Source organism: Nostoc favosum CHAB5714, assembly GCF_020829495.1.
In the GTDB taxonomy this organism is placed as follows: domain Bacteria; phylum Cyanobacteriota; class Cyanobacteriia; order Cyanobacteriales; family Nostocaceae; genus Nostoc; species Nostoc favosum.
Window position 1 is genome coordinate 1 of record NZ_JAIVFQ010000022.1, and the last position, 12,324, is coordinate 12,324.

Sequence of the window (12,324 nt, forward strand, 5' to 3'; positions counted from 1 at the left end):
CAGACGGTTTGCCGGGGGTTGGGGAAACTCAATCTAGGTCAAAGTCGAAAACCCGCAAGGGAGTAACTAGGAAGGCTAAGAAGTGATTCTTAGAAGCTCCGAGGCTTTAGCCCGGAGTGATGTCACAAAAATTGATCATGCCTAAAATTTATAGGTGATGAATACACAAACTGGCAGTAAAACCAAAGCACAAGTTTGGGTTGTGGAAAATGGTAAAATGCGATCGCGTTTAGACCAACTCACCACCGAAGAACCTTTAGAAATTCGCCTTGCCCCTTTCCAGAAGACGGTAGCTGTAACAATGCGGACACCAGGGGCAGATTTTGAACTAGCTGCTGGTTTCCTCTACAGTGAAGGAGTCGTTAGCCGCAGAGAAGATATCCGACGTATCAGTTACTGTGTGGATGAATTAGTAGATGGTGAGCAACGCCATAACATCGTAAATGTAGAACTGCGGGATGGTTTGATTCCAGACTTACAGCCTTTGGAGCGTCATTTCTACACTAGTAGCGCCTGTGGGGTGTGTGGTAAAGCTAGCCTTGAGGCTTTGCGTCTGCGGGGATGTCCAGTGATTCCTTCTGGCCCAACTGTAACACCTGAGATCATCTACAGCCTACCTGATAAGCTCCGGGCTGCTCAAGGTATCTTCACTGCTACAGGGGGTTTGCACGCTGCGGCTACCTTCAATGCTCAAGGACAACTGTTAAACCTGCATGAGGATGTTGGACGACACAATGCTTTGGATAAATTGATTGGTACAGCTTTGTTCAGTGAGGAGTTGCCTTTAAATAATTGTATTATTTTAGTGAGCGGACGTTCTAGTTTTGAGATTTTGCAAAAGTCTACAACTGCTGGAATTCCTATTGTCTGTTCTGTTTCTGCTCCCAGTAGTTTGGCGGTTTCTGTCGCCAAGGAATTCGGAATTACCTTAATAGGATTCCTGCGCGGAGAACGATTCAATATTTACACTGGTTTACAGAGAATAAACGCTGCTTAGAAACACACCCTACGAAAGTGTTTCTAAGCAGAGTAACGCGTAGCCCGCCTTCGGCATCGCTTTCATAAATCTCCACAAACAAAGCGATGTCTACGACGGGCTATTCGGCGTCGCTTGACTTTTAAAACAGTCGCTACACAATTTAAGGTTTTTCCCAATACTCGCGCCCATACTCCGGCATCCATACAGTGTTGTATTCTTTAGCTAATTGTGATGCAATGGTTGTTTTACCAGTTGAAGGAGCGCCCAGAAAAACAACGTTAGTAATGAGATCGCGGTACACATTAGGATGTAAATACTCCCGAAATGCGTAAGTGTCTCTTCTTGTTTGCGTCCCTGAAATAGGAAAAGTTTTGCGATCGCAATCTACGAGCCGATTAACTGCTCCCAGCGCCTGGCTTACGTGTTTACCGTAAAATTCACTACAATAAAAGTGAGTAATTTTTTTTAATTCTAATTGTTTAAGGATGTAATCTTCGTGCTTTTTTTTAATCTCAGGAGTTCTCGTTTATGTGAGGTACATCGGTAAGGGCACGGCAGTGCCGTGCCCCTACACCTGGCGATATAATGTTGTACCGCATCTGAATGGGAACCGCTATAACCAACCTCAAGTGGGCCATCCCACGCTTCAATCACCTGGATTTGTGGATAAATTTTCCGCAGCCAATTAGCTCGAACTGTTAAAGGAATAGCAGTCACCTCTGGACACTCATAAATAATTACAAGCACTTCATCTATCTCTGCTGACGACAGACCCTTTGTCTTCATCCTCTCTTTTTGGCGGAGGTATTGTTTTTCAGACAAGTTTTTTAATATACGTAATGGCTCAAGTATGGTTACACTACCGACATAGTAATTAATGTTGGTGGAATACCGAGTGATGTATAGAAATGCTAAAAGATTGACTGCTATTTTTCTGTTGGTTTTTCTGTTGATTGTTTCTATCAACTTTGCAGTAATTGCTCAAGATAGTTCAGATGGCCCTTCTATAAATTTGCCATCGTCTCAGCTATGTTCAGTGCCTCCTGGACTGACAACTCAACAAGTCATTGCCGACAATGGTCTTAACCAAGTTAAAATGGGCGATCGCATCAGGATAAGAGTTAAAGGATTATCAGCAGCGACCAGAAGTGCAACGGCTAATGCCACCAATTCATTTGATCCTCGACAATTAGTGTTGTACCTGGATGGCTATGAACTAGAGGATGTCCACGGAGAACCAGTCACCGTTATGGTTCCGGGTAAAGATCAAAGGAAATTTGTTGATGATGATTGGTTAGCCTTTCGACTTGAACGCACCGACTCGTCTCAAGCTGCATGGAATGCCCTTCTTGGCAGAGGAAGCAGATACAGTATTAACGTGATAGCGGGAGTAGGCTGTCCCAAGAAGCTTGCAATTCCGGTAAGCGATCGTTTCTCACCTCCTCAATTAAACATAGTTCTGTTTTCCTGGCGATTTTGGCTATGTCTGTTGCTACTTGTGGCTATTATATTAATGTTCATTAGGTATTGTAGAAACACTCTTCGTAGCTCTGGAATAGAAGGGATTTACTCTCAAAAAGAAGTGATTGGTGGACAGGAACTGTTGATCACAGAAAAGGCTGCCCTTAAAAACGAATATCGTAAAAGCCGAATTGCTCAAATTTTTCTTGGCAGGAAAAAATTAAATAGAAACCCGTTCAGTCTATCGATATCTCAACTTGCTTTTTGGACATTTCTAATTTTTGGTTCTTACCTGATTATCTACGGTATAACAGGAGATTATACCAATATTTTGACTCAACAATCACTAATATTATTGGGAATTAATTCTATAACTACCTTTGGTACTTCCTTGATTGATGGACAGGGGAATGAGAAGAAGAGAAAAGGTAGTCAACGCGTTTCTGAAAGTTTTTTCTATGATATATTATCGGACATTAATGGAGTCAACTTTCATCGGTTCCAAACATTTATTTGGACAGTTGCGCTCGGACTATTCTTTGTTTGGGAAGTCCTGAAAAATCTGGCAATGCCGGAATTTGATGAAACACTTCTTGCACTACAAGGAATCAGTGCCGCAACATATCTTGGGCTTAGAGGGCAAGAACAGCATGGTATGATAAAAGAGCCAGAATATACATCCACAGAAGATAATTCATCTGAACAACCGCTTCCACCAGAACAAGATAATCCACCAAAGAACGATTCATCGATTCCTGGTGGCTAAATTCTAGAGAGTCAAAATAATTCATAATTAACTCAATTCCGTGGGTTTAAGTCCCCCGGTTCAATAAAAATTTTGTTTTGTGTTGGGGTTAAATCCCCATTACAAAACAAAATTTACGAAAGCGTTGCGGGGCGTTCGCGTTTAGCGTCTCTAAGAGTTGCCCATTACGAACTTGTACTGAGCGACTTGTGTCGAGCGTTCGCGTAGCGTCTCTAAGAGTTGCCGAGGTAAGCCGAAGTATTACGAATTACAAATTACGAATTATTTAATATATAGCAATCCGATTTGATTGCTTGAAAAAACCTAAGTATATGTAGGGTTTAAAAACCACATCTGTCGTAAGGGCACAGCATTGCTGTGCCCCTACAGCATGGTCTATTTAAGAAAAGACTGAAACAACCGGGAGCATCGTTAATTCAGATCACGATGCATTTGTACAGGGCATAAGTCCTAAAATATTAGGATCAACTAGATTTGCAATCATACTTTGTATGGTAGTTCTGCACGCACTTTCAGATTTCATCGACTGCGATTTTGCCATAAGTAGCTTATCTCCGAGTTATTGGTACGAAGGGACTTGTCTCCAAAGTGGCGTAGGCGTAGCCCGTCGTAGACATCGCCTGAAGTTACCCCGCACCTCAATATCTGAAGCGATCGCTCACGGACTCATGCAACAACTTGCCAAAAATGACTGTTATTCTCGTGAAGGCAAGATGTATGGAATACTATTAGTTGAACTGCCTAATGGTGAACAAAGGGTACTCAAAGCCTTCTCCGGTCTTTTGAATGGTTGCAGTGTGCTTGAGGGCTGGGTTCCACCAATTCCAGGACGAGACGAAGTTGCTTTGGAGTCAACCCGCACTTTGGCACAGTTGGACGCGATTAAGCAAGAACTCTTTACCTTAAAGCAACTAACCGAACGCCAGCAGTATGAAACCCTGTCTGATGAATTTGAGCAGCAATTGCAAGCAATGAGCCATCGCCATTGCAAACATCAACGACAGGAAAAACGTCAGCAAATCTGCAATACACTTACAAAAGAAGCACTCACTATTGCCCTTGAACAACTCGACGAAGAGAGTCGTCAGCAGGGAATTGAGCGGCGACAACTTAAACGCCAGCAAAATGCGGTATTACAGCCTCTTCAACAGTTAATTGCAGCGACGGATGCGCGAATTAACGAACTGAAACAACAGCGTAAAACACTGTCCCGTCAATTACAAGCTCAGATGCAGGCTACCTACAGCCTGACTAATTTTTCCGGGCGATCGCTATCATTACAGCAATTGATGCCCGGAGGTTCGCCCACTGGCACAGGAGACTGTTGTGCCCCAAAGTTGCTCCATTATGCGGCAACACATAATCTCAAACCCCTGGCAATGGCAGAATTTTGGTGGGGTACCTCTTCCGTAAATCAAGATAAAATCCAGGGAAAATTTTATGGAGCATGTGCCGAGCGATGTCAGCCATTGATGGGGTTTTTGCTCTCAGGGTTGAAACCTATTTCAATCCCTAATAGGGATTTTTATATAACAACTCCACTCTTACTAAATACATTAACACATTTGCGTAAATCCGATGTGTTTGAGTCCAATGAATTCCCAGGTTTCTCCCCAATCAAGGAAGAGATCCCGATTATTTATGAAGACGAATGGCTGATTGCTGTGAACAAACCTGCTGGATTACTTTCGGTGCCTGGTCGTTATCGCGATCGCCAAGATAGTGTCTTGAGTCGCTTACGTCATCTGTTACCGGATGGCATGGCGCTTGCATCTGTGCATCGCCTAGATCAGGAAACTTCTGGGATTTTGTTGTTGGCACGCGATCGTCAAACCCATCGGCAAATTAGCCAGCAGTTTCAGCAACGCCAGGTTCACAAGGTTTATGAAGCGATACTTTCCGGTGCTGTGACAGTTGAGCAAGGTAAAATTGAACTGCCACTGTGGGGAGATCCTGAAAATCGTCCTTATCAAAAAGTTGATTGGCAGCACGGCAAACCCAGCTTGACACACTTCCAGGTAATGGCGAGAGAACAAGATTACACCCGCGTAGAATTTACGCCGCTAACAGGGCGCACTCATCAATTAAGGGTTCATGCGGCTGATGCGCGAGGACTTGGGGTAACTATTTTAGGCGATCGCTTCTATGGATGCTGTGCAGTTACCAGTCGGTTACATCTGCACGCCAGAGAACTTCGCTTCGAGCATCCGCAGTTAGAAAAAACCCTGCATTTACAAGCAACTACGCCTTTTTGACGCTCAACGAAGAGCAGAGGTAAGAGAACTTGGGGACAAGGAGAATTGGGGACAAGGGGAAAGACTTGTTTCAAGTTCTCACCTCTTGTCCCCTTGTCCCCTTGTCTCCCCTGCCTCCCCTGCTCCCCCTGCCCCCTGCCCCCTGCCCCCTGCCTTCTCTCTAAACATCCTCTTAGCGTTAATGTCTATAAAGGTGGAGCTGGAAGTGGCTTTGCTGCAACTGCCAAAGGTGAGCGTCCGCCCCGTCCTACTTCAAACTGATTCATCATATCGTGGTCTTCGTGAACCGCATTGTGGCAGTGTGACATATATTTACCTGTATTAGCGCCAAACTTGCCAATTACTCGTATAGTCTCGTTTTCCCCAACATAGAAGACATCTTTCAACCCACGCTCGTAAGGGAAAGGTGCTTTACCATTACGGTCAAGCATTAGGCAATCAATTAGGTGCATGTGGATAGGATGAAACGCAGCACCTGATGGGTTAGACAATTTCCAGATTTCAACATCGCCTAATCGAGGATTAGCATCAATTCGCATATTATCCCAGACTTTGCCATTGATCACCCACAGACCATTAGAGCGCTGATACCTAAATTCTCTGGTTCGCACTGCTGAAGATTCTGGGATAGGCTGGATTGTACGTAACCTGGAAGGAATAGAGCTATTATCTGGTTCACGCCGCACAACATCAAAGCGCATAATTTGATTCGTACCGTCGTAGTTCTTGTTGTTAGGAAGTCCGAGATTCCGCAGCACTACCTGAGAGCCGACTGGGTATTTAGAAAAGTCAATAATAAATTCGTAACGTTCTGCCATCCCCAACCGGAAATTTTTGACTTTAACTGGTGCGCTCATTAATCCGGCATCAGTGCCAATCATAATAAAATCATCGCCGTTGCTCAGGGCAAGATTATAAGAGCGCGAAATCGAACCATTCAAAACTCGGAAACGGTACTTACAAGTACCTACCTCCATGCGTGGCCAAGGCGCACCATTGACCAAAATGACATCACCATATTGGCTTATTTTACCTTGGGTATCGAAGACTAACTTACCAGTATTAGTAAACTGCTTATCTTGGATAAACAGTGGTACGTCGTATTTACCCTTGGGTAAAGGTAGTCCAAGCTCAAAGTCATCTTGAACAAGGTACATGCCAGCCAAACCCATATAAACATTACGTGCAGTATTATGGATGCCGTGGTCGTGATACCATAACGTAGCCGCACGTTTGTTCGGATAGACGTAATCTTTGTAGAAACCAGGTGGTGTCAAATCTTCAGCATAGCCATCGTACTGCGGTAACGATGCCATCCCATGCAAGTGAACTGATGTTGGTGTATCAACACTGTTATTGATAAAGCGAATAATTGATTGTCGCCCTTGACGTTGCTTAATTGTGGGGCCAGGAGCAATACCGTTATAACCCCATATCTGCGTTGTTAGCCCAGGCAAAATATTAACCTGAGCTTTTTTCATCGTAATCTCGTAGTAATCTGTGGTCACATCACTCCGCACTGGTTTAAGTACTGGCGGTATGGGAAGTTTGACACTAAAACGAGTAGGCTGAGGACTACCAGCAGTAGCTGCTTGTCCACGAGACAGCAAGGTTATAGGAAGTAGCAAAGAACCACCTGTAATCGTTCCTAGCTTCAGGGCTTCTCGTCTAGTTATTTTTATCACTTTAATTTCTTTATTGGTGTATTGCGAAATTGGCCTGAATGGCTCTCTACCAATCAGTTGATTTGAAAAAGTTTTAAATACTAAGATTTACGTACTGTACAAATACATCATCTTATGTATTAACGTAAATAGATCGTTTCTGCTTTTTACAAACCATCTTTTATCAGTTGCATAGTATTTTTTATTTCTTTGTAATTTTGTGTTGGTTTGTTAAATTTACAAATATATTCACAAAAAGTCAACCAGTTAGTAATTAAATTAAACCTCACACCACTACAAGTGACATGATTCCTGCTTCACTGTTTGCATCCCTACGTCTTTTTAAATTTAGGAAAACCAACACCTTTTTCACTGAGTTTTTTAAGTCATTGAAAAAGTCTTTGTACGCTGTTTTTAAATTCTTAAGTGAGTTATGGAGAGCAAACTTATCTACAACATTGAGCTATTCAATGTCTTTCTTTAGTACAGTTAATTGCTGACTATAAGCATTATAATTTAATGCTTTTCCTTGATGTTAAGTCACGATTGGTGTAGGGCAGAAATCAAGAAGAAACAGTCTATCGCCGTGTAGATAATGGCTATGCTGAAGGACACGCACAATTACAAATAACTGAAGTCCGTAGGCGTAGCTGTTGGCACGCGATCGCCAAACCCATCGGTAACTCAGCCAGCAGTTTCAGCAACGCCAGGTTCACAAGATCAAAAAGTAGATTGGCAGCACGGTAAACCCAGTTTGACACACTTCCAGGTAATGGCGAGGGAACAAGATTATACACCCGCGTAGAATTTACGCCGCTCGCAGGGCGCACTCATCAGTTGAGGGTTCATGCTGCTGATGCGCGAGGACTTGCGGTAACTATTTTAGGCGATCGCTTTTATGGATGCTGTGCAGTTACCAGTCGCTTACATCTGCACGCTAGGGAACTTCGCTTCGAGCATCCGCAGTCAGAAAAACCCTGCATTGAATCAATTACCCGCTTTTGACGCTCAACTCTCACCTGGGTATGAGGAAACGCACTGGCTTCCTTGAATCTCCTCCCCTAACAGTTAGCCTATTGCTTTTTAAATTTGTATGTGATAATTTCTGCTTGTAGTTTATTAAGCGGTTATCCGACCAACTTACCGTACTTAAAAAAATTGATATCACAGCTAAGAGACTTCCCAATAAAAAATATCCAAGGAAATCCCTAATGATCTGTAGGGGTAAGAGTGCTGGAGTTTACCTCTAGACTCTCATTCTTATCTTTTTTTATTAAAAAACGAACCGCAGAGGCACAGAGAAGCCAGTGCGCCCTTGCGGTTAAGAGACTTGTAGCAACTGGCGCAACACAGAGAGAAAGAGAGAAAGATTCTAAAACTTGGTTTACTAAGCATTGTTGACTTGACAGACCACTAGTACTGCAAGGCGGAAGTCACGCATTCACGCATAATTGTATTCCGAGCTTCTTGCGCTATTTGAAATTTTGAAATGGTATGTTTATTTCCGCGCCCGCTGCACTAGTGCTGATGATGTTGCCAAAATCCAAAAGACTGCTGACTGGATGCTGGAGCAAAAGATTCTACCGAACAAGATAGATGTTGCTGTTACTATTTGTCCCACAATTCAAAATTATATGACCAAAGTATTCATTCTTAATGCCAACCAACAACCGTTATATCCAGTACGTATCAGCCGTGCTAGGCTGCTATTGTCACAAGGTAAAGCTACTGTATTTCAGCGATATCCCTTTACTATAATTCTGAAGGAGTCCCTTTCTCATGTAAAACTTGAGCAACTTGGCTTCAAAATTCACCCTGGTATTAAAATAATTCGTAATTCGTAATTCGTAATTCGTAACTACGAGTAATTAGTTAATCTTAGTCGCCTCCCAAACGGAGGAATATAGATGACAAACCACAGCATCTTAGAACCATTGCCAGAAGACGAATGGTTTATTGAGAGCCAGGAACTACGATCCTTTGTCGCAACAGTGCGTGAAATTAGCGCTAACACTGTTGACGATCGCACACAAACTCTCGGTAGACTAGAACCCTATTTTCAAGAGCTGCTTGCCCAACAAGAATGGCTACCCCAAAAGTTTGCCCAAGTCAATCCCGAAAGCAGGATGGGCGGCGGTATTGGTCAGTGGCTACTTTATCGCGCCAAAGACCGTTCTCTGTCAATCTTCAGTTTGGTGATTCCCCCAGGTTCAACGACTCCCGTCCATGACCATTTGGCGTGGGGATTGATTGGTTTATACAAAGGCAATCAAGAAGAAACAGTCTATCGCCGTGTAGATAACGGTGATGCTGAAGGACACGCACAATTACAAATAACTGAAGTGCGTAGGCTTCAAACAGGAGATATCTACCGTCTGTTACCCCCAGATGGTGATATCCACGCCGTCAAAACTACATCCCAAAGCGCATCTGTATCCATCCATATTCTGGGTAATGATACTGGTTGCATCTTGCGTCACCAGTTCATCCCAGAATCTCACAGCGTCAAATCCTTTCGCTCTGGATATTCCAACGCTCCTTGTAAAGAGGAAGAAGAAAAAGAACATGCCCTACGCTAGACCACAACCCCCCGTATTCGAGCGAGTCGAAGACGAACGCCTGCACCGCAAACAACGCCTAGCGGCTGCCTTTCGCCTGTTTGGTAAATTTGGTTTCAGCGAGGGAATCGCAGGCCATATTACGGCTCGTGACCCAGAATTTACAGACCATTTTTGGGTCAATCCATTAGGAACATACTTCGGTCACATCCGAGTTTCTGACCTGCTGTTAGTTAACAGAGAAGGTGAGGTGGTTAAAGGCGATGCTGAAGTGAATCGAGCTGCTTTCGCTATCCATTCTCAGATTCATGAAGCTCGACCTGATGTAATTGCGGCGGCTCACGCCCATTCACTTTATGGTAAAGCCTGGTCTAGTTTGGGGCGTCTTCTTGACCCCTTGACTCAAGATTCTTGTGCTTTTTACGAAGACCATGCGCTATTTGATGACTTCACAGGTGTGGTTTTAGAAACTTCTGAAGGTCAGCGACTGGCGCAAGCCTTGGGGTCAAACAAAGCCATAATCCTGCGTAACCACAGCATTTTAACTGTGGGACATACGGTAGATGAAGCTGCCTTTTGGTACATTAACTTAGAGCGATCGTGCCAAGCCCAACTACTGGCAGAAGCTGCGGGTAGACCTACTACTATCAAACACGAAACAGCCCGTTTAACACAAACTCAAGTGGGATCACATACAAGTGGGTGGTTCAGCTTCCAACCACTTTACGACAGGATTGTGCGCGAAGAACCTGATTTGCTAAATTAGTGCTGTGTTTTTGGGCACTAGAATAATAGGCGGGGAAGTATCAATTTACCCCACTTCCCGCTATTTTTATGTCAATTTAACCTGAATTAATTTATATACTCCGGTAAGCCTATAAGTTTATAGTATTTATATAGTTCGGAGAAATCATTTTGATGATTAACCAAATCTTTCGCGGCCTAATTACCAAGTGGATATCGTTGATAAAATTCAGGAATATCCCATTTAACAACCAACAGAAATTATTCTTCTCTTCTTCTGTTTTGCCAATAGTGGGGGCTTTTGTTACAGGGCTGTGTTTGAGCTTGCTATTTGCCGCCCAAAAAGGTAAGTGTGAAGGATGCAGTGTTGACAAAAGAACAATACGCTGCATTTTCACCAAAAATTTAAACTAGTTCAATGAATCGGCTGTAGGGGTGTACAGATGTACATTGGTGTCAACTTAAGCTAAAAATAGCTTAACTGTTGGCTTCCTCACCCGCCTTGAACTTCAGTTCCTTGCGGGACACCACTTTTACGTTAAGTTGACACCTATGACAAATGTATGCCCTTACAAATGGAATTGGTATTAGTGGCAAAACAACTGGCAATTTTGGAATCTTGGAATTGATTATGACTAATCCTACAGAACTATTGCGATCGCGCTACGGTGAAATTCCCTTCAATCCCGAAATTGAATGGAATGATTCCCTGACAGCACTACTATCTCACCGTTCAATCCGGTCTTATCTATCTGATCCTCTACCGCCGGGAACTCTGGAGTTACTAATTGCAGCCGCCCAATCTGCATCTACTTCCTCTAATTTGCAAACCTGGAGTGTGGTAGCAGTCGAAGATCAAGAACGCAAAGAGGAGTTATCTAAACTAGCGGGAAACCAAGCACATATTAAGCAGGTTCCTTTATTCTTGGTTTGGTTAGCAGATTTGGCGCGTCTAAGTTACGTTGCTGACAGTCGCGGCATATCTCATGATGCACTGGAATACTTGGAAATGTTTGTGATGGCAACAATTGATGCAACTTTGGCGGCACAAAACGCAACAGTAGCAGCCGAGTCACTCGGTTTAGGAACAGTATATATCGGTGGAATCCGCAACCACCCGCAACAGGTAGCAGAGATATTGAATTTGCCCTCCTCTGTGTATGCTGTATTTGGGCTGTGTGTAGGCTATCCGAATCCTGAAATAGAAGCCGCGATTAAGCCACGGTTACCACAATCAGCTGTGCTGCACCGCGAAACTTATAAATTGGCAGATCAAGAAGAAGCGATCGCTCATTACAACGAGATCATCAAAGAATTCTATACTGAACAAAAGATGAATGTCCCGGGCGATTGGTCAGAACACTCAGCCCAAAGGATCGCAACCGTAGAATCACTGAGAGGACGCGATCGCTTGCGTGAAGTTCTCAATCACCTTGGCTTCAAATTGCTGTAAACAAGAAGAATCAAGATTATGGATTTGCAACTCCGTGGCAAAGTCGCCTTAGTACACATCACCATAAAAAAGGGCCGGAAATAGAGGAGGATATTTTTTGTAGGGCGGCATAAAAATCAGACATGCAAGGACGTATCTCAAGTATCCGGGTGGAAATGACTGGTGAGCAGCAAGATGTACTAAACAGTTGGTTGCGTAAGTCAACAACCCCATTGGGTTTGGCAAAACGTGCCCGTGCAATATTAATGTTGGCATCAGGAGAAAGTTTCAGTAAAACCAGTCAGTATGTTGATATAGGAGAACGTCACTTGAGAAAGTGGGCAAGACGGTTTATAGACCAAGGAATCGAAGGATTATATGATACTAAACGACCGGGAAGACCCCCGGTTTTTTCCCCCTCAAGTCGCATTGTATCTAGTAAAAATTGCTTGTGAGCGACCCGAT

General features: G+C 43.6%; 11 protein-coding genes and 1 pseudogene. 9 read left to right on the top strand and 3 right to left on the bottom strand.

The annotated features are described in order from the left end of the window. Positions 1-157: 157 nt before the first annotated feature. A complete protein-coding gene (fdhD, locus tag LC586_RS16365; protein WP_229485826.1) occupies positions 158-997 on the top strand; it encodes a formate dehydrogenase accessory sulfurtransferase FdhD in 840 nt (279 codons plus the stop codon). A gap of 142 nt (positions 998-1,139) precedes the next feature. Here the strand turns inward: fdhD and LC586_RS41375 are convergent, their stop codons facing one another. After that, a complete protein-coding gene (locus LC586_RS41375; RefSeq protein WP_229485827.1) occupies positions 1,140-1,280 on the bottom strand; it encodes an ATP/GTP-binding protein in 141 nt (46 codons plus the stop codon). Positions 1,281-1,450: 170 nt separating this feature from the next. Then, on the bottom strand, positions 1,451-1,801 hold the full coding sequence (locus LC586_RS16375) for a hypothetical protein (protein WP_229485828.1): 351 nt from the start codon (positions 1,799-1,801) through the stop codon (positions 1,451-1,453). A gap of 73 nt (positions 1,802-1,874) precedes the next feature. On the opposite strand from LC586_RS16375, the gene LC586_RS16380 reads away from it, so the two are divergent. Both LC586_RS16380 and LC586_RS16385 read left to right on the top strand, forming a co-directional pair. Then, positions 1,875-3,206 carry a hypothetical protein gene (locus LC586_RS16380; RefSeq protein ID WP_229485829.1) on the top strand — a complete coding sequence of 444 codons (1,332 nt, stop codon included), beginning with the start codon at positions 1,875-1,877 and terminating at the stop codon, positions 3,204-3,206. Between the two features lie 491 nt (positions 3,207-3,697). After that, complete coding sequence (locus LC586_RS16385) at positions 3,698-5,461, top strand: RluA family pseudouridine synthase (protein WP_229485830.1); 1,764 nt, start codon at positions 3,698-3,700, stop codon at positions 5,459-5,461. 185 nt (positions 5,462-5,646) lie between these two features. On the opposite strand, the gene LC586_RS16390 is transcribed toward LC586_RS16385, so the two are convergent. After that, complete coding sequence (locus LC586_RS16390) at positions 5,647-7,146, bottom strand: multicopper oxidase family protein (RefSeq protein ID WP_229485831.1); 1,500 nt, start codon at positions 7,144-7,146, stop codon at positions 5,647-5,649. Positions 7,147-7,775: 629 nt separating this feature from the next. Between LC586_RS16390 and LC586_RS16395 the strand changes: the two are divergent. From LC586_RS16395 to LC586_RS16420, 6 genes and pseudogenes are all read left to right on the top strand, one after another. After that, positions 7,776-8,130 (top strand): annotated as a pseudogene (locus LC586_RS16395) (pseudouridine synthase); the annotation flags it as partial. Positions 8,131-8,609: 479 nt separating this feature from the next. After that, a complete protein-coding gene (locus tag LC586_RS16400) occupies positions 8,610-8,969 on the top strand; it encodes an RRXRR domain-containing protein (RefSeq protein ID WP_229485832.1) in 360 nt (119 codons plus the stop codon). 63 nt (positions 8,970-9,032) lie between these two features. After that, positions 9,033-9,704: a cysteine dioxygenase family protein gene (locus LC586_RS16405; protein ID WP_229485833.1), complete on the top strand. Its 672-nt coding sequence runs from the start codon at positions 9,033-9,035 to the stop codon at positions 9,702-9,704. Continuing rightward, entirely contained in the window at positions 9,691-10,449 is a 759-nt protein-coding gene (locus LC586_RS16410; RefSeq protein ID WP_229485834.1) for a class II aldolase/adducin family protein, read from the top strand. Before LC586_RS16405 ends, LC586_RS16410 begins: the two co-directional genes overlap by 14 nt. A 609-nt stretch (positions 10,450-11,058) precedes the next feature. After that, complete coding sequence (locus tag LC586_RS16415; protein WP_229485835.1) at positions 11,059-11,880, top strand: NADPH-dependent oxidoreductase; 822 nt, start codon at positions 11,059-11,061, stop codon at positions 11,878-11,880. A gap of 122 nt (positions 11,881-12,002) precedes the next feature. After that, on the top strand, positions 12,003-12,314 hold the full coding sequence (locus LC586_RS16420) for a helix-turn-helix domain-containing protein (RefSeq protein ID WP_229485836.1): 312 nt from the start codon (positions 12,003-12,005) through the stop codon (positions 12,312-12,314). Positions 12,315-12,324: the final 10 nt, after the last annotated feature.